Genomic DNA, 20,561 nt, shown 5'->3' with positions numbered 1-20,561 from the left:
GCGGCGGCCAATTCTATATTGCCGGCCTGAGAGACCCGCTTGGCGCCGACCCGCAGTCGCTGTTGTCTGGAACGCAGGTCGATCCCGCCCGCGTTCATTCACAGTGGCAATTGTATCAGAGCCTTGAGCCGGAGTTCGTGTTGAAGCGACTGACGGCGTCGCTGACCCCGCCCGATACAGTACGACTTTCGATCGTCAATGATCGCATCGTTGCCGAGGGTGAGGCTCCCGACACCTGGATAGATCGGGCGCGCGCAGCCGCCCGCCAGCTTTCGGCAGGCGGACCGGAATTCGACATCTCCAAGGTTCGTGATGTGAGCCCCGAAGCACGCGCGGCTGAGCACTGGCAGTATTATGTGTCGCGACTTGAGGCCCAACCGGGGATCATCGTCGCCCAACAAACGGCGAGGGGCGGACATTTCTACATTTCCGGCCTGAGAGACCCGCTTGCCGCCGACCCGCAAGCTCTGCTGTCCGGAACGCAGGTTGATCCTGACCGCGTTCATTCACAGTGGCAATTCTATCAGAGCCTCGATCCGAAGTTCGTGGTGAAGCGGCTGACGGCGTCGCTGACCCCGCCGAAATCGGTCCAGCTTTCGATCATCCAGGGTCGCATCGTTGTCGTGGGTGAGGCTCCTGCCGCCTGGATCAACCGGGCGCAGGCCGCCGCCGAACAACTTTCGGCGGACGGAGTGGTTCTGGATGTCTCGCAGCTGCATGAACTGGACCTTGCAGAACTCAATCATTTGAGAGAAGCCATCCAGACGACCGATATTTTCTTCTCTTCCGGCAAAGTTGTGCCGGGACCAGAGCAGGTGCCGGTTCTCGACAGATTGGCGGGTCAAATAAAGGAATTCGCCCAAGATGCCCGCAAGTCAGGCGTAACAGCGCGGTTCATGTTGACCGGCCATTCGGACGCCACGGGCCGTGAGACGGCCAACGCGTCGATCAGCGCCGCCCGCGCCGAGACAGTTCGTGCGCTTCTCAACAAGCGCGGCGTCGCTCCGGAACTGCTGCTGGTTCGGGGCGCGGGCACCTTTGAACCCGCGGTGCCTGAAAATAGTCAAACTGGTAGCTCCACCAATCGCCGGGTTTCGGTTACGGTAAACCTGGATTAGGGCGGAGCCCAAGATGTTGCAAAAAAAGATCTGTATGTTGGGCGGGTTCTCTGTCGGAAAGACCAGCCTGGTTCGCAGGTTTGTGCAAAGCATCTTTTCAGAAACCTACTTGACCACGGTAGGAGTGAAAATCGACAAGAAGAGTGTCGCACTCCCGGACAAAACAGTGGATCTGATTTTGTGGGATTTGGCCGGCGAAGACGATATCGGCTCATTCCGCGTCAGCCATGTGCGAGGTGCGACAGGGCTCGTGCTTGTCGTCGACGGAACCCGCGCCGCTACTCTTGCCGCCGCGCTCACGCTGCGCGAGCGGGTCGAGGCCGAATTCGGTGCTATGCCGTTTGTATTGCTGTTCAACAAATCCGATCTGGCCGATCGGTGGGTAATACCGGATAGTGAGATTAGCGGACTGAGGCAACGTGGATGGCAAATCTATGTAACAAGTGCGCTTTCGGGTGAGCACGTCGATGATGCGTTCCTTCAACTTGCTTCGATGGTCACCAAATAGACCATGCGTAGATTGCCACGAGAAGTCGGAGATTGGATTTACAATTTCTTCTATAACGAGCACTCTATCGCATATGTCAAAATTGACGCCCAGCTTTGCATAGCCGCGAAGGGCGGTAACGTTGAACATTACGGGCTCTTATCCGTTCGCATCGGCAGGCCTGTTACCGATCAGCTTCAATTCATGGAAGGTTTGCTGCCTTTCCCGGAACTTCCATATCATATGGCTATGATCGAACTGCCCAGCGGGCGTGTCGCGGACCTCCATCTTTTTGCCGACGACGACTGCGTGTGGCTGCTCTTTCTTGACGCCACTGCCGAACGCGACAACAAGCAGCGGCTTCAACAGAAGGCTTATGAAATGACGCTCCTGCAAGAAAGGGAGCGTCAACTCAACGAGCAATTACAATCGACGAACGAGGCGCTGAGGAAGAGCCAGGAGGGATTGTCGCGTGAATACCAGCGCGCCGAATCCCTGCTCCTCAACATTCTTCCGGCGTCGATCGCGGAGCGGTTGAAAGCGCACAAGAAAATTGCAGACAACCACGCGGAGGTGAGTGTGCTTTTTGCCGACATCGTCGGTTTCACGGAAAGAGCGCGGAGCGTCGGAGCGGTAACGACGCTCGCTATCTTAAATTACTTCTTCAAGGCGGCGGATCGGCTCTCGGAACGACACGGCTGCGAAAAGATCAAGACAATCGGCGATTGTGTGTTGGTTGTCGCTGGCTTGCCCACCGCGCGATCCGATCATGCACAAGCCCTTGCGCACTATGCACTTGAACTGCGGAGGGCGGTCAAGCGCGAACGCTTCGCGGGAGAACCGATAAGACTGAGAATTGGAATTCACTCAGGACCGATCGTCGCTGGCGTCATAGGCAAAAGGCGGTTCGCCTACGACCTGTGGGGCGAGACGGTTAACCTCGCCTCACGCATTCAAACGTCCGCGGAGCCCGATGAAATCCGTATTTCCGATGCAACCCGCCAACTGCTCGGACCAAAATTTGCTTGCGACCCGCTCGAGGAAACGGAATTGCGTGGTACAGGTCGTGTCCGAATGTGGCGGCTCCCGGCCTGATTTGCCGCTGATCGCACTGCACGTCGTGGTGTGGCGCATTCAACGACCGAATTTGCCCATTCAACTCTGAGACCAAGCTTCTCACTGGCGGAACCGGCTACGACGTCGTCGTGCCAAGCGCCAGTTTCCTGTCCCGCCAGGTCGGGGCGCCTTCCAGAAGCTGGACAGGGCGAAGTTGCCAAACATCGCCAACATGTGGGACCTCATCGAGCGGCGCACCGCCAAGTACGGCCCAGGCAACCAATATTCCGTGAACTATATGTGGGGCACGGTGGGTTTGGGGCCAATTGTCTCAGGAATTGGAGCCTCCAATCAACGTGGGGCGGTTCACGATCTTGAGGGTACTCTCTTCGATGCCAGCTTCACCGTCGCCATCGCTCGCCCTTGCGCCGAAGCTGAAAGGTTCTTGGAGGACGAAACGCTGGCCGCCGGCATCATGGACATCAGGTTGTTTCGCAGCCGCGAAAAACATTGACGGCCCGCAACGTCATAGCCTGCCAGGCTTAAGATACGTATGTTGTGATCCATGAGATCTGATTCCCTTGCGGTAGTCCCGCCAGTCCAGAATGAGGCGGACTACCTTGACTTCATGGGTCCAATGACTGAGTACCCGCGCCTTGCCTACGGCATGAAAGCCGTCCGCAAGGCAGGCGACCGGCTGGCAAAACTTATTCAGTTCGGACAAGACATCACTGTCGGCCAGTACGTGGACACACTCGAAATCTTCTCAATCGCCAATAGCTGGCGCGACTCGCACTTTCTGCCGATGCGGAGCGTTCGGTTCTCTGTCGGTCACCACATGAGGGCCCTGCGACTGAAGGGCGACATGGCATCCCGCCCGAAACGTATCGCATCCATTCGTCGGAAGCTTCGCGAGTCCACCACCAATTTGGACACCATGAACGACATCGGCGGTTGCCGAGCGATCATGGCCGACATCAAAGGTGTTCGCTCGCTTCTCGCATCGATGCGAGACAAGTTCCCGCATGATATCCACTCTCGGGAATTCAACTATATCGATGAACCGAAGCCGGACGGCTATCGAAGTCACCACATTGTTTTCAAGTACCGACCCAGAGATGCCGACACTGAGGCTTTCGAAGGACGACGCATCGAATTGCAAGTTCGGACCAGACTTCAGCACTCATGGGCGACTGCAGTTGAGGCTGTCGGGCTATTCCGGGGCCAGGATCTGAAGCACGGAAAGGGCGATCAGGACTGGCTACGCCTTTTCGAGCTTATGTCGGCGGAATTCGCGCATGTTGAGCAGTGCCCCGTCCATATCGGCGTTCCAGATCACAATGACCGGGTGCGGGAATTGCGGGATATCAATAAGCGTATAGGTGCGACCAGCATACTAGAAGGCATCAAGAATCTTACCCATTATTCAGAAAACTTCGTACAGCCAACGGAAAAATCTCGATACTATTTGCTCCAATATGGCAAAGATCATAACGTGACCATCCAACCATTCTGGACGCTTATGTTAGGTGCGAGGACATTGGAAGAGATGGAGCTGAAAATCGAGCTAAGGAGCAATGGTGCAAAGGCTGTCTTGGTCGAGGTAGATAAGGTCGACAAGCTTGGTGAAATGTATCCGAATTACTTCGGAGACGTTTCCTTATTTGTTCGCAATCTGAAATCCATTTGCACGGGAACGCGGCTATCCAATACAGTCTAGTCTATCGAGCGGTTGAATACTCGTTGGCCTCGAAAACATGGTGATGCACGCGGCCGGTGAACATCTTGAGCAGCTCTCCGGTCACGTCGCGGCTCTGAAATCTGACATCGGATTGAAGCGCCCGGCTGCAGGTGTCCATGTCGGGATAGCGAATGGCGAGCGCCATGGCATAGACGGGAGCGCCGTCGTCCCGCGCGGTGCCGTCCAGGACGCGCACCTCTTCCGCCCCAGGAAATTGCGTCCACAACGGCACTAGCCTTTCCCTGACGAAGCGCCGGAACTCGCTCTCGCGCCCGGCGTGGATTTCCCCTTCGAAGAGGGCGTAGCGGATGATCATGGCGGAGGTTTCCTGGTTTCTGCGCTTGGGATGGCCGCCGACCGGCAAGGGCAGGCGCGGTGCAATTCGTGGATTTGTGGTACGAATGCGATGCGGGCGCATCGCGTTGCGCCCGCATCGCCTGGCTCCTACTTGCCCCAGATCTTCTTGTACTCGTCCCGGTAGCCATTGCCGGGGTCGAACGCATTGGTCGGGCCGCCGTCGAACTCGACATTGTCGGCGGTCACGACGTGCAGCGGCGATAAATAACCCGACCATTTTTCGCCAGCGATGGCGCGATTGAGTTCGTCGACCAATTGCCAGCCCTGCAAGTTGAGCGGTTCGGCGACCGTCACCTTCTGGAATTGGCCGGCGCGGATGCGCTGATAGGCCGATTCCGAACCGTCGCCGGCGGCGACATTGATCGGCGCGTCGGTGCCGGCTTTGCCGGCGGCGGCTAGCGAGGGTCCCATGAAGTCGAAATAAAGGTCGTTGATCGCCAGTGAATGCGTCCAGGCATCGCCGTATTTCTGCAGCAGCGAAGTGGTCAGCTGCGGCATGCGCTGGGAGGTCTCGGCGATCGGCGTGTCGACATATTCGAGCACCTTGCCGCCCAGCCGCTCGATCTCCGCCTTCATCTTGTCGGCTTTGGCGATGGCGATGGCGTAGGTCGAATCGGTGAAGATAACGACGCCGGGCTTGCCCTTGGCATCGGCGTAGGCCCAGTCGGCCGCGGTCGTGGAGACTTGCATGGCATCCGTCGACACGTTGGCGAACACGCCGCTTTTCTCGTCGGGCCCGATCACCGGTCCGGCATGCCAGGAGACCAACGGGATACCTGCGGCCTTGGCCTGTTCCAGCGCCGGCGCCTGCTCGACCGCGTCAAAACCGTTGATGACGATGCCATTCGGCTTCAACGCCATGGCCTGGCCGAAGGCAGCGGTGCGGCCGCCGATCGAGCCGGCGCCGTCAATCACCTTGACCTTCCAGCCGATCGCCTTGGCCGCTTCCTCGACGCCGTTGGTGACGCCCAAGATGCCGCCGTTCTTGAGATCGCCGGCGAGCACGACGATCGTCTTGCCTTGCTGCGCCTTCGGACCGGTGGTCGGGCCATCCCAAGCAGTGACCTTCTGCGCATATTTCTGGACGACCGCCATGGCGTCGGCCATCGCGTCCGCCCGAGCCTGGCCGGCGAAAAGGACAGGAGCAGCGATTGTCATGGCCATCAAGGCGACGGATGATTTCAGGAATGTTCTGCGTTGCATGTTGGTACCTCCCTTGGTTTCAAGAAATTGCATAGGTCTTTCAAAACTCGGCTTTCGATTGGAGTTGGCGACATGTCACCGGCTGATGTCGCCCGCCACCGGACCAACGCCGGCCGGATGTGCGTTGACGTAGATGGCGTAGAGGGATGTCTGCGCGGTGATGTAGAGACGGTTGCGCTTGGGACCGCCGAAACAGACATTGGAAACGAGCTCGGGAACCAGGATACGGCCGATCAGGGTTCCGTCCGGTGCATGGACGCGCACCGAGTCGGCGCTGGAGGCCCAGATGTTGCCGTCGCGATCGACGCGAAAACCATCGAAGAGGCCTGCCCCGCATTCGGCGAAGGTATCGCCTGCACGCGCCGACCGGCCATCGGCGGCAAGGTCATAGGCCTTGATTGCGCGCGGCAGGCCGGGCGCGTGGCTGGCGCCGCTGTCCGAGACATAGAGGATCGTCTCGTCGGGCGAGAAAGCCAGGCCGTTCGGCTGCACCATATCGGTGATAACGGCCGTCACCTCACCCGAAAGCTCGTCGAACCGGTAGACATGGGATCCGCCGATCTCCGCCCTGGCGATCTTGCCCTCGTAGTGGCTTTCGATGCCGTAGACCGGATCTGTGAACCAGATCGTCCCATCGGATTTGACCACCACGTCATTGGGCGAATTGAACCGCTTGCCTGCAACGGTTTCGACAAGCGTCTGCCAACGCCCGTCATGCTCGAGCCGGGAGATACGGCGCCCGCCATGCTCGCAAGCAACGACGCGGCCTTCGCGGTCGAGTGTATGGCCGTTCTGGTAGTTGCAAGGGGTTTCGAAGACACTGACCGAGCCGTCGCTTTCGTCGTAGCGCAACAACCGGTCGTTGGGGATGTCCGACCACAGCAAATGCTTTGCCGCGGGAACATAGACCGGCCCCTCGGCCCAGCGGCTGCCGGTCCACAGCCGTTCGAGCTTGGCATGCCCGATCGTCAGTTTTCGGAAGCGATCGTCCAGAATCTCGCAGTCGCTCATGCCATTATTCCCGGATGGGTTCGGCTGGTCACTTCGAGGCCTGCACTACGGTCTTGGTCCTGGCCCTGTGAGCGGCGCCGCGCTTGCGCTGGGCGTAGCCGGCAATGCCTATGGCGACGAGCAGCGTGACGCCGTTGAACAATGGCTCGACGAAGAACGAGCCGCCGAACTGCTGGATGCCGGAAATGCCGACGGCCAGGATGACGACGCCGGTCATCGTACCCCAAACATTGACACGCCCGGGCTTGATGGTTGTCGAGCCGAGAAAGGCGCCGACGAGAGCCGGCAGCAGATATTCCAGCCCGACGCTGGCTTGGCCAATGCGCAGCTTGGAGGCGAGCAGCACGCCAGTCAGCGCCGTCAGGAACCCCGACGAGATGAAGGCACCAATGACGAAGCGACGCACCGGAATGCCGTTCAGCGCCGCGGCCTTCGGATTGGCGCCGATGGCATAGACATAGCGGCCGATCGGCAGATATTCGAGGATGATCCACAGTGCCACGGCGATGCCAAGCACGTAGAGGCCGGTGATCGGCAGCCCGAACACCATCGTGCCGTTGAGCGCGTAGAAACCGTTGGGCAACACGCCGACAACCTGCCGTCCGCCAGTGTGCCAAAGCGCCAAGGAATAGAGAACGGTGCCGGTGCCGAGCGTGGCGATGAAGGAGTCGATGCGGGCGACTTCGACCAGCAGGCCGTTGAGGAAGCCGGTCGCGGCGCCGAGAAGCAGCACGATCATCACTGCCAGCGGCCACGGAATGCCGAGCATAGTCTGCAAGCTGATGGCCAGGATGTGCCACAGCACAATTCCGTAGCCGACGGTGAGGTCAATTCGGCCCGATGCCATCGGGATCATCGCCGCCAGCGACAACAGCGCGATGATCGCCTTGTCGGAGACGATCGAGCGCAGGTTAAGCAGCGTCGGGAACGTGTTCGGCAGCAGGATCGAAAACAACAGGATCAGCAACACCGTCAGGATGACCAGCCCGTAGACCGGCAGCAGCCGGACGACCTTCTGCCCCATGGACATATCAGCCATCTCGCCGCGGGTCGGTTCGAGTGCGCTGGATTCGATCGATTGCATGAGTTCGCTCCCAGAAAGATCAGGCGGCTTCGGAAGCCGATGCCGCGGTGATCACGGCGGATGTGGTGAGGTCTTTGCCAGTGAGTTCGCGAACGATCTGCCCACGCGAAAACACCAAAGCGCGATGGCAGATGTGGGCGATCTCCTCGAAATCGGTCGACACCACGACGACGGCGAGGCCGGCTTCAAGCGCGCGTCCGATCAGCCGGTAGATCTCGGCCTTGGCGCCGACATCGACGCCGGCGGTCGGGTCTTCGGCGATCAGCAGTTTTCGGTCGGTGTGCAGCCAACGGCCGACAATCACCTTCTGCTGGTTGCCGCCTGACAGTGCCTCGATCGGCAGATTCGGGTCGTTGGGGCGCAGCCCGACCGACCCGCCAATCGCCTGCGCCAGCGCAGCCTCTTTATGAGGCGCGAGGAAGGAAAACAGGCCGCGCTTGCCGGCGCCGGGATTGAGGAAACTGTTCTCGCGGATCGACAAGGATCCAGCGATTGACTCTTCGGTCCTGTCGCGCGCGATCAGGCCGATGCCGGACGACATCGCCGCGATCGGGCTGGACAGGTCCGGCACAGCCCCGCGGATCGTCACCGTGCCGGAAAAGGCCTGGCAGCCAAACAGCGCCCGGCCAACCAGTTCCTGCCCGGCGCCGCGCAGGCCGACCAGGCCGAGCAACTCACCCTTGCGCACGTCGAAAGACACCGGGCCGGCACCGGCGCAGACTAGGTCGCGCACGGCGCAGATCGTCTCGCCGGCCTGCGTTTGAGCCTTGCTGAAAACCTGGCTGACCGGACGGCCGACGATCAGCTCGACCAGTTCGTCCGGTTTTGTGTCGGCGACCTTCTTCTCGTCCACCAGCCTGCCGTCGCGCAGCACGGCGACGCGATCGGCGATGCGGAAAATTTCATCCAGGCGATGCGAGACATAGATCATGCCGACGCCGCGCTGCTTGAGCGGACGGATGGCGTCGAACAGCCGCTCGACCTCGTCGGCGGGAAGGCTGGCGGTCGGCTCGTCGAGCACCAGCACATCGGCCTCGGTAGCCAAGGCGCGAGCGATGGCGACCAGCGATTTTTCGGTGCGCGTCAGATCCTGGACCCGCGTCGTCGGGTCGAAATCGCAGCCGACGAGCTTCAGCGCCTCATGTGCCCTCGCCTCGGTCGATCGCCAGTCGATCAGGCCAGAGCGAAGCGAAAAGCCTTGGGCGAGGCCGACATTTTCTCCAACCGTCATCCATTCGATAAGACCGAGATCCTGGTGAATGAAGGCGACGGACTGGCGCTGGTTCGGCCGCGGCGGGCGATGGTGGTAGGGCTCGCCGCGAAACAGGATTTGGCCGCCATCCGGCCGGTAGATACCGGCGAGCGTCTTGATCAGCGTCGACTTGCCGGCGCCATTCTCGCCAAGCAGTGCCAGGATCTCGCCCTTGTGCAGATCGAGCGACACGTCAGAGAGCGCGCGGGTGCCGCCGAACTCCTTGGTGATCGACTTGAACTCGATCAGTTTTTCCTCAGTCAAAAGCGTTCCTCCCGAGATCGCCAAATGATGTTATCGATAACATTTCTGAGCGTCAAGCGACAAATCTGGGCTCGCCGCTTAGCTGGTCTTGCCGTCGAGCAGGCGCATCATCTCAGCCGAATCCCTTGGCCCCAGTCCAGCCGCGCAGAGCAGGCGGTGGATCTCGACCACCTGCCCGGTCATCGGCATCGGCGTCTTGGTTTTCAGCGCGAAGGCCTGCAGCGAATCCAGATCCTTCAGCATATTGTCGATGCGGCCGGTCGGCGAAAAATCGCGGGCAGCGAATTTTGCCATGAACTCCTGCATGATGCTGGAATCAGCCCGCCCGCCCTTGAGTGCCGCGGGAATTGCCTTCGGGTCTACGCCGCCGGCTTCGGCAAGCTTCACGGCTTCGGCGACAGCCTGGAACAGTACGGCGCAGAACAGCTGGTTGATCAGCTTGGTCGTCTGCCCTGCCCCACTCGGGCCCATGAGAGTGTAGTTGGTGCAGAGGTGCCGCATCACCGTGCGCGCCTGTTCGAAGTCTTCAGTCTCGCCACCCGCCATGACGGTCAGCCTGCCGGCCAGCGCGCCGGGAACGCCGCCCGAAAGCGGACAATCGAGCCATTTCATGCCGGTCTCGGCAGAGAGCTTCCTAGCCATCTCAGCGGTGTCGGCCGGGTCGATCGACGACATGTCGATCAGCAGCTTGTCGGGCGATGCCGCAGTCGCGACACCGGCATCGCCGAACACCACCGAACGCACGATATCGGCATGGTTGAGACTGAGAATGACGAAGTCGTTCGCTCGCGTTGCCTCGGCGACCGACGCGGCGGCAGCCGCACCCTTTGCAGTCAGCGCTGCAACCTTGACCTTGTCCAGATCGAACACCGTCACGGCTAGCCCAGTCTCGATCAGGCGGGTGGCGATCGCTGACCCCATGATGCCGGCGCCGACAACGGCGACTTTTGTTGGTTGCGTCATTTCAACGTGCCTCTTTCCTTCATCCTGGCAGGGTCGACCCCAAGTGCACCCAGGCCCTGCAACACTCTATCGGCAATCGTGTCGACAGGCGCGTCGATGTCCACTGTGACCACCAGCGGTTCGTCGCCTGGATGCTCCAGTGTGGCGAACTGGCTGTCGAGCAGCGCCGGTGGAAAGAAGTGGCCGCGGCGCTCGGCGAGCCTGGCTTGCAGCAGCGAGCGCGACCCCTCCAGGAATACGAAAAACAGCGACTCGCCCGCCGCATCGCGAAGCCTGTCGCGATAGGATTTCTTCAACGCGGAACAGCTGACGACTAGCCCGCGACCCTCCTCACGAGCCTGGCGCAAGGCTGCGCCGACCAGATCCAGCCAAGGCCAGCGATCGCCGTCTGCAAGCGGTATGCCCGCCGACATCTTTTCGACATTGCTGCGCGGATGCAGCGTATCGCCTTCAACGAAGGCAAGGCCAAGCCGTGCGGCGATCTCGACGCCAACTTTGGTCTTGCCGCAGCCGCTGACACCCATCACGACGATGAGCGCGGGTTCAAAGGCAGGTCGTGATGCCACCGTCGACATAGAGCGTGTGTCCATTGACAAAGGATGAGGCCGGTCCAGCCAGAAACACCGCCGCGCCGACAAGTTCGCCGACGTCGCCCCAGCGACCAGCCGGTGTGCGGTTAGTCAGCCACGCCGAAAATTCGGGATTGTCGACAAGCGCCTGGTTGAGCGGCGTCTTGAAGTAACCCGGCGCGATGGAATTGATCTGCAAGCCATGCTTCGCCCAATCGGCACACATGCCGCGCGTCAGGTTGCGCACCGCGCCTTTCGTGGCCGTATAGGGCGCGATGTTCGTCCGTGCCAGTTCGCTTTGCACCGACGCGATGTTGATGATCTTGCCGCGCCGCCGCGGGATCATGTTCCGCGCCACCGCTTGTCCCACGAAGAACACGCTGGAGATGTTGGTGCGCAAGAGTTCCTCCCATTTGTCAGCGGGGAAATCCTCGAGCGGCATTCGGAACTGCATGCCGGCATTGTTGATAAGGATATCGATGGCGCCGATCGTCGCCTCGATCTCCGCGACGCCGTTCGCCACCGCTGCATGATCGGTGACGTCGAAGACGGCGCTATGGACCTTGTGTCCCTTCGCTGTCAGTGCATCCGCGGCCGTTTTTATTTTTTCGGCGCTGCGCCCGTTGAGCACGATTTCGGCGCCGTGCTGCGCCAACCCCTCGGCCAGCGCCAGGCCGATCCCCTGTCCCGAGCCTGTGACCAGCGCCCGCATGCCGGTCAAATCAAACAACGAACTGCCCAAACGCTCCTCCTGAGCAATGTTTCCTGAAGCGGCCGCGATTTCCAACCTACCTGCCGCCAGTCCCTATTGACATGAATGTTATCGATAACATAGTCAATTGGAAAAATGCACAGGAGATGACGCCGTGACCGACATTTTGATGACAGGTCCCTATCCGGATTGGGACATGGGAGATCTTGAAGCGAAATATCGCGTCCACAAGCTTTGGCAGTCCGAGGACAAGGACGCGCTGCTCTCAAGCCACGCCGGCGCGATCCGCGCCATAGCTACGCGTGGCGAGCTTGGCGCAAGTGCTGCGCTGATGGCGAAGCTGCCGCAGCTTGAAATCGTTTCCTGCTACGGCGTGGGCACCGACGCCATCGACCTTGCCTATGCCCGGGCGAACGGCATTCGTGTCACCAATACACCTGATGTTCTAACCGAGGACGTAGCCGATATCGGCATCGGGCTGCTGCTCGCCGTGGCGCGAAAAATCCCGCAGGCCGACGCCTACGTACGCGATGGAAGCTGGCGCAAGGGCAATATGGGGCTGGTCACGCGTGTCTGTGGAAAAAGGCTGGGCATTGTCGGCATGGGCCGCGTCGGTGCGGCGGTGGCGAAGCGCGCCGCTGCATTCGACTGCACGATTTCTTATTTCGACAACCGCAAGCGCGACGATCTTCCCTATACGTTCGTCGGCGATCTGCTCGAACTGGCGAGCGATAGCGAATTTCTAATCGTAACGCTCGCCGGCGGCGAAAGCACGAAACACATGATTAATGCGTCGATCCTGGCAGCGCTCGGAGCAGACGGTATCGTCATAAACATTTCGCGCGGCAGCACGATCGACGAGACCGCGTTGCTCGCGGCCCTGGAATCCAGTGCCATAAAGGGTGCCGGGCTCGACGTGTTCTGGAACGAGCCAACCATCGACGAGCGCTTCCTGAAGCTTACCAACGTCGTGCTGCAACCGCACCACGCCAGCGGCACGGTGGAGACCCGCAAGGCCATGGGTCAGCTCGTTCGCGATAATCTCGCGGCCCATTTCGGCGGACAGACCTTGCTGACACCGGTCGTCTGAGAAAGGATCACATCATGAAGTCGATCGTCATCCACGCCGCAAAAGACCTGCGGATCGAGGAGACCGATCCGGGCTCCCCTGGCGCCGGCCAGGTCGAGATTGCGATCGAAGCTGGCGGCATCTGCGGCTCGGACCTGCATTACTACAATCACGGCGGTTTTGGCGCGATCCGCCTGCGCGAACCGATGATCCTCGGCCACGAGGTCGCCGGCACGGTGAGGGCCATCGGCGGTGGCGTTTCCGCGCTGGCCATCGGCGACCGCGTCGCGATCTCGCCTAGCCGACCCTGCAATGCCTGTCGCTACTGCCTGCAAGGCATGCAGAACCAATGCCTCGACATGCGCTTCTATGGCAGCGCCATGCCGATGCCGCACATCCAGGGCGCCTTCCGCCAGCGCCTGGTCGCCGAGGCGTGGCAGTGCCACAGAATAGCCGACCACATCTCCGTCAACGAAGCCGCGTTTGCGGAGCCCTTCGCGGTTACCCTGCATGCCATGAACCGCGCCGGCTCGATGCTCGGCAAGCGGGTTCTGGTCACCGGCTGCGGGCCGATCGGCGCGCTTTGCATCCTCGCCGCACGAGCCCACGGTGCGCGCGAAATCGTCGCCACTGATGTCATGGAGGGCGTGCTGGCGAAGGCCCTGGAGATCGGCGCCGATCGCACCATCAACGTCGCGACAAACAGCGAAAAGCTCGCCGCCTACAATGTCGACAAGGGTAGTTTCGACATGATGTTCGAGGCCTCCGGCAATGAACGCGCGGTGCGTGCTGGGCTTGATGTCCTGAAGCCGCGCGGCGTGCTCGTGCAGCTCGGGCTCGGCGGCGATCTGTCGATCCCGCAGAACCTCATCGTCGCGAAAGAGATCGAGATGCGGGGCACTTTCCGTTTCCACGAGGAGTTTGCGCTCGCCGTCGACCTGATCAATCGCCGCCGGGTGGACGTCAAACCGCTACTGACGGGCATCTATCCTCTCGACGAGGCGGTCGCGGCTTTCGACATCGCCGGTGACCGAAACAAATCCATGAAGGTTCAGATCGCGTTCTGAAGATCCTTCGGTTGCGCTGGAGGCACATCGCCTTAAATCACGTCGGCGCCAACCGCCGCCAGCGCAGCGTGTGCCACATCGAAATCCTGCTCGCCGGTTCCCGAACCGACGCCGATGCCGCCCGCAAGGCGTCCGCCGAAGCGGATCGGCAAGCCCCCAGGCAAATTGGTCACGCCGCCCTGCGAAGCGATACCGGCTGAGAGCGCCGCTTCGAACGCCATGCCGCCAGTAGCGGCGTTTATTGACGCTGCGGTGCGCGCCTTCGCCTGCGCCGTACGCATGCTGAGGAACCGCGCGCCATCCATGCGCAGGCTGGCGAGGACTTCGCCGCTCGCATCGACAACCACGAGACATTGCGGCACGCCCATCGTGACGGCGCGCGCTGCTCCGGCTGCAACGGCTTTCAAAGCACCGTCATGCGTGAGGGTGATGGTCTCGCGAAACATCGCTATTGGGCTGCCCTTCGCTGCGTTTGAATCCATGCAGGAACTCAGGTGCTTTCGCGCTCGACGACGCGATAGCCGGTGAGCACGATTTCTTGGCCGTGTCGTTTCTCGTCGCCTCGGATCACCTGGATCAATCTGCGAGCGGCCTGTTGCCCGATCCCGTAGCAGTCGACATTCACGGTGGTGATGCCGGGATGGCAAAAGGCGGCTACCTCGTAGTCGCCGAAGCCGGCAATGGCGATGTCCTGCGGGATCCGCATGCCCCGGCGCTTGCATTCCATCAGTGCGCCGAAGGCCGAAAGGTCCGAAACGCAGAGTACGGCTTGCGTGTCCGGCCAACGCTCCAGCATGCTGACGACGGCCTGGCCGCCCTGCTCGATGGATATCGGCGGCACGCCAAAGGAAACGAGGCGCCCGGTCGGCAGGCCGAGCTCCTCAATGGCTCTGACAAAGCCTTCGCGCCGCTGGCTGCCGCGCGTGTCGCGCGAGGTCGTGCCACCGATGTAACCGAATTTTCGGTAACCCTTCCTGGCGAGCGTCTTGACGAGAAGCCCCATCGCCTCCTCGTTGGAGAAACCAACCACTTGATCGATCGGCTTTACCGGCAACTCCCAGGTTTCGACTACTGGAATGCCGGCGCTTTTCAAAAGGCGGCGGGCGCGATCCGTGTGAGCGCCGCCGGTCAGGATGATGCCTTCCGGCCGTCGGCGGAGCATCGCTTCGATCAGCTTTTCCTCCTTCTCGACCGTATAGTCGGTGTAGCCGAGCAGAAGCTGGAGCCCCGTGCTCTCCAGTTCATCCGTAATGCCGCGCGCCGTGTCGGCGAAGTTGGAGTTGTTGAGTGACGGAACCATCGCGGCAACAAATCCAGTCTTGCGCGAGGAAAGGCTGCCGGCCGACTGGTCAAGCACATAGCCGAGGTCGTTGACCGCGACCATGATCTTTTCCCGCGTCGCCTTGGAAACGCGACCGCCTTCCTTCAGGGCCCGCGAAACCGTCATGGTCGACACACCCGCCCGCAGCGCCACGTCGACCATCGTCGGAGCGTAGCTCTCGCTCGGTTTCGATGAGGCTGCCTTGGCCATCAGCGCTCTCTACCGGCCGGCCACGCCGGCCTGACAGAGGTAAGCGCCAGACACTCAGTCACGGGGTTTGTCTGGCGTCCGGCCGCGTTCATCACCACCTCTCAGAATCGGATCGACTTCGATATGTTATCGATATCACCGAGAGCTGGCAACAACCAGGTCGTGTCCGCCTTGGGTTTCGGTCTCTGGAGATTTCCCTCCCAATATTCCAGACTGCCCTTTCCACTCGCCTTAGGCACAGCTTTGCGCCACAATCTCGGCCAGACCGGCTCGCGGCTTCCTGAAAGCAGACCTACCGGCGATGCCGCTGGAGCTCGGACCCCCATGGAAACCTACCGCCCGCGCCGCTCGGTGCTTTATATCCCGGCCTCCAACGACAGGGCGCTGGCCAAGATCGCGCAGCTGTCCTGCGACGCCATCATCATCGACCTGGAGGACGCAGTCGCTCCAGCCGACAAGATCGCCGCTCGCGGGAAATTGGCCGCGATTTTCGCCGGCCATGCCGACAGGCGTTGCGAGATGATCGTGCGCATCAATGCGGTGGCCAGCGAGTGGGGCGCCGACGACCTGCTGGCCGCCGCAAGCTGCGAGCCCGACGGCATTCTGCTGCCCAAGGTCGATACGCCGCGCGACCTGCTCGAGGCCGGCGATGTGCTCGATGACAACTTCGCCCCCGACAGCGTGAAACTATGGGCCATGATCGAAACGCCCAAGGCCATGCTCAACATCGGCACCATTGCCGAACTTGGCCGCGATCCCGCCGCTCGGCTGGCTTGTTTCGTTGCCGGAACGAACGATCTGGTCAAGGACACCGGCGTGCTGGCGACGCCGGACCGGCGCTACCTCGTGCCATGGCTGATGCATATGGTGCTGGCCGCGCGGGCCGGCGGCATCGACATGATCGACGGCGTTTCCAACGATTTTCGCGATCTCGACGCTTTTGCCCGTGAGTGCACGGAGTCGGCGGCCATGGGATTCGACGGCAAGAGCATCATCCATCCGGCCCAGATCGAAGCCGCGAACCGCGCCTTCGCGCCGTCCAAGGAAGCGGTGGCGGAGGCGCGCCTGATCAAAGATACCTTCGCCCTTGCCGAGAATGCCGGCAAAAGCGTGATTGCGCTGAACGGCAAGATGGTCGAGCGGCTGCACCTGGCGCAGGCCGAAAAACTGCTGGCAAAGGCGGCCGCCACCGGCGCATGATATCGGGCTTGCGGGCCGTGGTACTCACGACAGGACTGAAAAATGAAGCTCTACCGCTTTCTGACTGGCCCGGACGATGCCAGCTTCTGCCACAAGGTGACGGCCGCCCTGAACAAGGGCTGGCACCTGTTCGGCTCGCCGACCTATGCCTACGACAAGAAAGCCAAGACGATGTGCTGCGGCCAGGCAGTGGTCAAGGATATCGACGGGCAGGAATACGGGCCGGACACCAAGCTCAGCGACTGGTAATCGGCGCTCGCATCCACAGCCACCCGGCCAGCCAGGCGATCGCTGCCGCAAGCGTCATCAAGCCCAGGTCAAGCGCCAACTCCGGCACCAACGCCCGGAGCGCGATAGGCACCGCGCCAATGATATAGAGGGCGAGTGGAATGCGCGGCACGCCTCTTGCAACGACAAGAGAGGTTACAAACGCGAGCGTCCCGAGCAGAAAAAGAACTGAACTGACGACCAGAGCCAGTCCGAGAGGACCGGCGCGCAGCTCGATGATGGTCGCCAGAGAAAGTTTCGAAAATACGAGATTGATCACCACTTCCACACCTACCAAACTTGCCAATGCAACGAAGTTGATAACGAACGCGATGGTACCGAACAGGCCCGCGCGCCGGCCAAACGCAAGAAACAGGCCTACGACAAGACCAAGCGCCAATATCTCGGCGACTGGCGCGAGAAGTTGCGTCAGATCGGTGGTCGCGATGAGCGCGCTGCGTTTGGCCGCGTTGACCAGAAGAATAAGCGCGCTTCCCACCCCGGCGACGGAGGCAAGCCGATAAAGCTTGGCGCTGGGCGCAGCCGCCCTCGACTGGACAGTCGCGGAATTCTCCTCGTGCTCGGGTTCTTCGGCTGGCCTCTGAAGCGCAATGAGCGATTGCGGACGGCGAGGTTCGGCGGTTCTGGCGAGCATGTTCGTCTCCTCAGGGAAAACGGCAGCCGCGAAGACCGCAGGCCTGTTCCGATCCCATTTGTAATCACTGATTACATGCTCTTGCCTGCGTTGTAAACGCCGATTACATTAATCGCGGATCGTGCTACGACGCGTGAAGTAGCTCTACGGAACGAAGGAAAAGAGATGGCAAAAGCCAAGACGCCTCGCCGCACCAGCTACCACCATGGCAATTTGCGGGACGCGCTGATCGATGCTGCAATTCAACTTGTCGAGGAAGGCGGCCCCGACAATGTGAGCGTGCGCGAAGCCGCAAAGCGGGCCGGCGTTTCCCCCGGCGCGCCCTTCCGGCATTTTCAATCGAAAACAGCGCTGCTGACCGCGGTAGCCGAACTGGCCATGAGCCGGCTGACAGAGGCCGTGGCCGATGCACTTTCAGAAGTCGACAGCGCAGATCCCATCGTGGCCTTCGAAGCAATCGGACAAGGCTATCTGGAATGGGCGATCGCCAATCCCACGCATTTCCAGGTCATCAGTTCCCGAACGCTGATTGATTTCGACGGGTCGGACAGTCTTCGCGGACAGAATGAGGCCATTCGCCGGAAGATGATCGACCTGCTGACCCAAGCACAACAACAGGGTAAGCTGGCTGCGAACGCAGACTTCGATCATCTGGTTCTTGCCGCTCGTGCATTTGTCTATGGCTTGGCACGAATGGTGGTTGATGGTCATTTTTCGCAGTGGCATCCGTCCGAGCCGCCATCGCTCGCCCTGCGGAAGGCGCTGCATCTTTTCATCAGCCGGATGACCAACCTCTCTGAAGCGAAATCTTAGAAGCCTTTGCCGCCGCTGAGTTCTGGATCGACTTGAGTGGAGTGGACATTTCACGCGGCTAGGAACCAGTTACTCGGCCGCCTCTTCGATCTTCTCCATGTCGTCATCGGACAGTCCAAAATGATGGCCGATCTCGTGAATCAGCACGTGGGTGACGATGTCGCCCAGCGTCTCTTCGTTCTCGGACCAGTAGTCGAGGATGGCGCGGCGGTAGAGCGTGATGCGGTTCGGGCCTTCGCCGGTCTGCGGATTCCAGCGCTCGGCGATGCCGCGTCCTTCGAACAGGCCGAGCAGGTCGAAGGGCGTTTCCAGCGACAGATCGTCCATGATCTCGTCGGTCGGGAACTCGGCGATCTGGATGACGATCTCGCCGGTCAGCTTGCGAAAATCCTCCGGCAGATGGGCATAGGCCTCCAGCGCGAGGAACTCCATTTCGTCCATGGAGGGCGAGAGTTCGTCGTGCCAGGTGCGGGTCTTGTAGATGCGGGCCATGCTTTGTCCTTTGATCCGGGCATATAGGCTTTCGCACCGGAATCGGCAAATGAACGGGCTGATGCGCCTGCACCATCAGGTGGAGAGGAATAAATTCCCCATGACTCCGCTTGACTCTTCCGGCACCCTCTGGAATCTATAGGGAACATAACAGGAACAATTGTGAGTGGAAGCTGACCGTCATGGCGATGACCGCCGTGGCGCGGGAAACTGTTTTTGCCCTGCGCCGCCAGATCGCGAAAATCGAGGGAACGCTGCCCGAGCGCCTGCAGGCGCCGGCCGCAGCGACCCTTGATGCTGACGTCAACACGGATGTCGCATCCAATACCGACCTCACAATCGTCCGGCGCGGCATTGCCGCGGCTTTGCCCGATGCGTACCTGCCCACCGGTGTCGAGCGTCTCGATGCTGCCCTGAGTGGCGGCCTGCCGAAGGCAGCCCTGAGCGAAATCCATGGCACGCAAACCCGCGATGCCGGGGCCGTCGCCGGCTTCGCCCTGTCGCTCACCAGCCTGATCCTCAAGCAGGCGCAAGGGCTGCCGGTGCTGTGGATCGGCACATCGGAAATTTTCCGCGAGGCGGGCTTTCCCTATGCCAGGGGGCTTCACGCCTCGTTCGGCATCGAGCCGGAACAATTGCTGTTTTCCGAGGCGCCAAAACTCGTCGATGCGCTGTGGGTCGCCGAGGAGGCGGCCCGGATGACGGCGCTCGCCGCCGTCATCCTCGAAATTCGCGGCAATCCGCAGCGGCTGGACCTGACCGCGACGCGCCGGCTGCATGCGCGGGCGCAAGGTGCCGGCCGGCCGGTGTTCCTGCTGCGGCAGGCGGCAGAGCCCGAACCGACGGCGGCCCCCATCCGCCTCATCGTCGCGGCGGCGCCGGCAACGCCGCGTGACACCATTGCCGGGCCGCTCGCCGGCTCGATCGGCCACCCGGCCTTCACCCTCACCATCGGCAAGAGCCGCACGGCCCTGCCTGGACAATTCACACTGGAGTGGAACCCCGATGAACGCGCATTCGACGAAAAAGCGGGCGACGAAAGAGCGGGCGACGATAGAAGGGGCGAAGAGAGAGGCCGGGCAAAGAATCCTGTCCCTCTGGTTTCCCTATCTGGCAGTGGAACGGATCCTGCGTCAGCGTCTGGGGCGGTCCTGGCGTTCCCGGCCGTCGGATCACCTGCCGCCATCTCGCCCACCGCTCGTGATCAGCCATCGCGACCGCAACGCGCAACGCATCTCGGCCCTCGACGAGCGGGCTGAGGCGCTGCACCTGAAGCGCGACATGGGCATTGCCGATGCGCGCGCCATGCATCCGTCGATCGACATCGTCGAGGCCGATCCGGAGGCCGACCGCCGCCTGCTCGAAGGCCTTGCCGACTGGTGCGACCGCTACACCCCGCTGGTGGCGCTGGACGGGGCGGACGGCCTGTTTCTCGACGTCACCGGCTGCACCCATCTGTTCGGCGGCGAACGCGCCATGCTGGACGACATCCTGTCGCGCTTCTTCCATCAGGGGTTTGACGTTCGCGCCGGGCTTGCCGCGACACCGGGGGCGGCCTGGGCGGCGGCACGGTTTGCCGGTGACCGCATCGTCGATGGCGGCGAGGAGGAAGCGCTGCTCGCACCCCTGCCGCTGGCCGCGCTGCGCATC

Annotated in this window: 23 protein-coding genes and 1 pseudogene; 12 read left to right on the top strand and 12 right to left on the bottom strand. The window is 61.4% G+C overall.

Annotation, left to right across the window (positions count from 1 at the left end; genetic code table 11):
* The first annotated feature begins 62 nt into the window (after positions 1-62).
* From X744_RS140490 to X744_RS140510, 5 genes and pseudogenes are all read left to right on the top strand, one after another.
* Positions 63-1,118: an OmpA family protein gene (locus tag X744_RS140490; protein WP_245266879.1), complete on the top strand. Its 1,056-nt coding sequence runs from the start codon at positions 63-65 to the stop codon at positions 1,116-1,118.
* A 13-nt stretch (positions 1,119-1,131) separates the two neighbouring features.
* The gene (locus X744_RS140495) at positions 1,132-1,626 is read left to right on the top strand and encodes a Rab family GTPase (protein ID WP_023763046.1); all 495 of its coding nucleotides are present in this window, start codon (positions 1,132-1,134) and stop codon (positions 1,624-1,626) included.
* A 3-nt stretch (positions 1,627-1,629) separates the two neighbouring features.
* Positions 1,630-2,700, top strand: coding sequence for an adenylate/guanylate cyclase domain-containing protein (locus X744_RS140500; RefSeq protein WP_023763045.1), 1,071 nt, complete (start codon positions 1,630-1,632; stop codon positions 2,698-2,700).
* Between the two features lie 68 nt (positions 2,701-2,768).
* A pseudogene (locus X744_RS1000000173165) lies at positions 2,769-2,980 on the top strand (spermidine/putrescine ABC transporter substrate-binding protein PotF); the annotation flags it as partial.
* A 318-nt stretch (positions 2,981-3,298) separates the two neighbouring features.
* Positions 3,299-4,381, top strand: a complete 1,083-nt coding sequence (locus tag X744_RS140510) for a RelA/SpoT domain-containing protein (protein WP_084025788.1) — start codon at positions 3,299-3,301, stop codon at positions 4,379-4,381.
* A gap of 1 nt (position 4,382) precedes the next feature.
* Here the strand turns inward: X744_RS140510 and X744_RS140515 are convergent, their stop codons facing one another.
* From X744_RS140515 to X744_RS140550, 8 genes are all read right to left on the bottom strand, one after another.
* Positions 4,383-4,718 carry a hypothetical protein gene (locus X744_RS140515; protein WP_031261437.1) on the bottom strand — a complete coding sequence of 112 codons (336 nt, stop codon included), beginning with the start codon at positions 4,716-4,718 and terminating at the stop codon, positions 4,383-4,385.
* 128 nt (positions 4,719-4,846) lie between these two features.
* Positions 4,847-5,962, bottom strand: coding sequence for a substrate-binding domain-containing protein (locus X744_RS140520; RefSeq protein ID WP_031261435.1), 1,116 nt, complete (start codon positions 5,960-5,962; stop codon positions 4,847-4,849).
* Between the two features lie 75 nt (positions 5,963-6,037).
* Positions 6,038-6,973, bottom strand: a complete 936-nt coding sequence (locus X744_RS140525) for an SMP-30/gluconolactonase/LRE family protein (RefSeq protein WP_023763040.1) — start codon at positions 6,971-6,973, stop codon at positions 6,038-6,040.
* Between the two features lie 28 nt (positions 6,974-7,001).
* Complete coding sequence (locus X744_RS140530; RefSeq protein ID WP_023763039.1) at positions 7,002-8,057, bottom strand: ABC transporter permease; 1,056 nt, start codon at positions 8,055-8,057, stop codon at positions 7,002-7,004.
* Positions 8,058-8,076: 19 nt separating this feature from the next.
* Complete coding sequence (locus X744_RS140535; protein ID WP_023763038.1) at positions 8,077-9,573, bottom strand: sugar ABC transporter ATP-binding protein; 1,497 nt, start codon at positions 9,571-9,573, stop codon at positions 8,077-8,079.
* Between the two features lie 78 nt (positions 9,574-9,651).
* Positions 9,652-10,536, bottom strand: a complete 885-nt coding sequence (locus X744_RS140540) for an NAD(P)-dependent oxidoreductase (protein WP_023763037.1) — start codon at positions 10,534-10,536, stop codon at positions 9,652-9,654.
* Entirely contained in the window at positions 10,533-11,111 is a 579-nt protein-coding gene (locus X744_RS140545) for a gluconokinase (protein WP_023763036.1), read from the bottom strand. Before X744_RS140545 ends, X744_RS140540 begins: the two co-directional genes overlap by 4 nt.
* Entirely contained in the window at positions 11,080-11,817 is a 738-nt protein-coding gene (locus X744_RS140550) for an SDR family oxidoreductase (protein WP_031261434.1), read from the bottom strand. The genes X744_RS140545 and X744_RS140550 overlap by 32 nt, the downstream gene beginning before the upstream one ends.
* Before the next feature lie 169 nt (positions 11,818-11,986).
* Here X744_RS140550 and X744_RS140555 point away from each other — a divergent pair, with 169 nt between their 5' ends.
* Together X744_RS140555 and X744_RS140560 are read left to right on the top strand one after the other, a co-directional pair.
* On the top strand, positions 11,987-12,907 hold the full coding sequence (locus X744_RS140555) for a 2-hydroxyacid dehydrogenase (RefSeq protein WP_031261432.1): 921 nt from the start codon (positions 11,987-11,989) through the stop codon (positions 12,905-12,907).
* Between the two features lie 14 nt (positions 12,908-12,921).
* The gene (locus tag X744_RS140560; protein WP_023763033.1) at positions 12,922-13,953 is read left to right on the top strand and encodes an L-idonate 5-dehydrogenase; all 1,032 of its coding nucleotides are present in this window, start codon (positions 12,922-12,924) and stop codon (positions 13,951-13,953) included.
* Between the two features lie 32 nt (positions 13,954-13,985).
* On the opposite strand, the gene X744_RS140565 is transcribed toward X744_RS140560, so the two are convergent.
* Together X744_RS140565 and X744_RS140570 are read right to left on the bottom strand one after the other, a co-directional pair.
* Positions 13,986-14,405 carry a heme-binding protein gene (locus X744_RS140565; protein WP_032908174.1) on the bottom strand — a complete coding sequence of 140 codons (420 nt, stop codon included), beginning with the start codon at positions 14,403-14,405 and terminating at the stop codon, positions 13,986-13,988.
* A 38-nt stretch (positions 14,406-14,443) separates the two neighbouring features.
* Positions 14,444-15,484, bottom strand: a complete 1,041-nt coding sequence (locus X744_RS140570; RefSeq protein ID WP_023763031.1) for a LacI family DNA-binding transcriptional regulator — start codon at positions 15,482-15,484, stop codon at positions 14,444-14,446.
* 324 nt (positions 15,485-15,808) lie between these two features.
* Here X744_RS140570 and X744_RS140575 point away from each other — a divergent pair, with 324 nt between their 5' ends.
* Both X744_RS140575 and X744_RS140580 read left to right on the top strand, forming a co-directional pair.
* Complete coding sequence (locus tag X744_RS140575; protein ID WP_023763030.1) at positions 15,809-16,684, top strand: CoA ester lyase; 876 nt, start codon at positions 15,809-15,811, stop codon at positions 16,682-16,684.
* 42 nt (positions 16,685-16,726) lie between these two features.
* On the top strand, positions 16,727-16,933 hold the full coding sequence (locus X744_RS140580) for a DUF1737 domain-containing protein (protein WP_023763029.1): 207 nt from the start codon (positions 16,727-16,729) through the stop codon (positions 16,931-16,933).
* Here the strand turns inward: X744_RS140580 and X744_RS140585 are convergent.
* Positions 16,920-17,606, bottom strand: coding sequence for a hypothetical protein (locus tag X744_RS140585; protein WP_023763028.1), 687 nt, complete (start codon positions 17,604-17,606; stop codon positions 16,920-16,922). The genes X744_RS140580 and X744_RS140585 overlap by 14 nt on opposite strands.
* A gap of 165 nt (positions 17,607-17,771) precedes the next feature.
* Between X744_RS140585 and X744_RS140590 the strand changes: the two genes are divergently transcribed.
* Positions 17,772-18,419: a TetR/AcrR family transcriptional regulator gene (locus X744_RS140590; protein ID WP_023763027.1), complete on the top strand. Its 648-nt coding sequence runs from the start codon at positions 17,772-17,774 to the stop codon at positions 18,417-18,419.
* 69 nt (positions 18,420-18,488) lie between these two features.
* On the opposite strand, the gene X744_RS140595 is transcribed toward X744_RS140590, so the two are convergent.
* Entirely contained in the window at positions 18,489-18,911 is a 423-nt protein-coding gene (locus X744_RS140595; protein ID WP_023763026.1) for a metallopeptidase family protein, read from the bottom strand.
* A gap of 182 nt (positions 18,912-19,093) precedes the next feature.
* Between X744_RS140595 and X744_RS1000000173160 the strand changes: the two genes are divergently transcribed.
* The gene (locus X744_RS1000000173160; protein WP_023763025.1) at positions 19,094-20,170 is read left to right on the top strand and encodes a RecA protein-like protein; all 1,077 of its coding nucleotides are present in this window, start codon (positions 19,094-19,096) and stop codon (positions 20,168-20,170) included.
* On the top strand, positions 20,112-20,561 hold a 450-nt coding region (locus tag X744_RS01000000170640; RefSeq protein ID WP_031261429.1), incomplete at its 3' end, for a DNA polymerase Y family protein. The genes X744_RS1000000173160 and X744_RS01000000170640, both read left to right, overlap by 59 nt.

The organism is Mesorhizobium sp. LNHC252B00 (genome assembly GCF_000502955.1).
In the GTDB taxonomy this organism is placed as follows: domain Bacteria; phylum Pseudomonadota; class Alphaproteobacteria; order Rhizobiales; family Rhizobiaceae; genus Mesorhizobium.
The sequence above is the reverse complement of the archived record's forward strand: the minus strand, read 5'-3'. Positions and strand labels throughout refer to the sequence as shown.

Bases quoted from the DNA above. Each gene is read 5' to 3' on its own strand.
- X744_RS140495 (WP_023763046.1), top strand. From the start codon at position 1,132: ATGTTGCAAAAAAAGATCTGTATGTTGGGCGGGTTCTCTGTCGGAAAG.
- X744_RS140500 (WP_023763045.1), top strand. From the start codon at position 1,630: ATGCGTAGATTGCCACGAGAAGTCGGAGATTGGATTTACAATTTCTTC.
- X744_RS140510 (WP_084025788.1), top strand. From the start codon at position 3,299: ATGACTGAGTACCCGCGCCTTGCCTACGGCATGAAAGCCGTCCGCAAG.
- X744_RS140515 (WP_031261437.1), bottom strand. From the start codon at position 4,718: ATGATCATCCGCTACGCCCTCTTCGAAGGGGAAATCCACGCCGGGCGC.
- X744_RS140520 (WP_031261435.1), bottom strand. From the start codon at position 5,962: ATGCAACGCAGAACATTCCTGAAATCATCCGTCGCCTTGATGGCCATG.
- X744_RS140525 (WP_023763040.1), bottom strand. From the start codon at position 6,973: ATGAGCGACTGCGAGATTCTGGACGATCGCTTCCGAAAACTGACGATC.
- X744_RS140530 (WP_023763039.1), bottom strand. From the start codon at position 8,057: ATGCAATCGATCGAATCCAGCGCACTCGAACCGACCCGCGGCGAGATG.
- X744_RS140540 (WP_023763037.1), bottom strand. From the start codon at position 10,536: ATGACGCAACCAACAAAAGTCGCCGTTGTCGGCGCCGGCATCATGGGG.
- X744_RS140545 (WP_023763036.1), bottom strand. From the start codon at position 11,111: ATGTCGACGGTGGCATCACGACCTGCCTTTGAACCCGCGCTCATCGTC.
- X744_RS140550 (WP_031261434.1), bottom strand. From the start codon at position 11,817: ATGCGGGCGCTGGTCACAGGCTCGGGACAGGGGATCGGCCTGGCGCTG.
- X744_RS140555 (WP_031261432.1), top strand. From the start codon at position 11,987: ATGACAGGTCCCTATCCGGATTGGGACATGGGAGATCTTGAAGCGAAA.
- X744_RS140560 (WP_023763033.1), top strand. From the start codon at position 12,922: ATGAAGTCGATCGTCATCCACGCCGCAAAAGACCTGCGGATCGAGGAG.
- X744_RS140570 (WP_023763031.1), bottom strand. From the start codon at position 15,484: ATGGCCAAGGCAGCCTCATCGAAACCGAGCGAGAGCTACGCTCCGACG.
- X744_RS140575 (WP_023763030.1), top strand. From the start codon at position 15,809: ATGGAAACCTACCGCCCGCGCCGCTCGGTGCTTTATATCCCGGCCTCC.
- X744_RS140580 (WP_023763029.1), top strand. From the start codon at position 16,727: ATGAAGCTCTACCGCTTTCTGACTGGCCCGGACGATGCCAGCTTCTGC.
- X744_RS140585 (WP_023763028.1), bottom strand. From the start codon at position 17,606: ATGCTCGCCAGAACCGCCGAACCTCGCCGTCCGCAATCGCTCATTGCG.
- X744_RS140590 (WP_023763027.1), top strand. From the start codon at position 17,772: ATGGCAAAAGCCAAGACGCCTCGCCGCACCAGCTACCACCATGGCAAT.
- X744_RS140595 (WP_023763026.1), bottom strand. From the start codon at position 18,911: ATGGCCCGCATCTACAAGACCCGCACCTGGCACGACGAACTCTCGCCC.
- X744_RS1000000173160 (WP_023763025.1), top strand. From the start codon at position 19,094: ATGGCGATGACCGCCGTGGCGCGGGAAACTGTTTTTGCCCTGCGCCGC.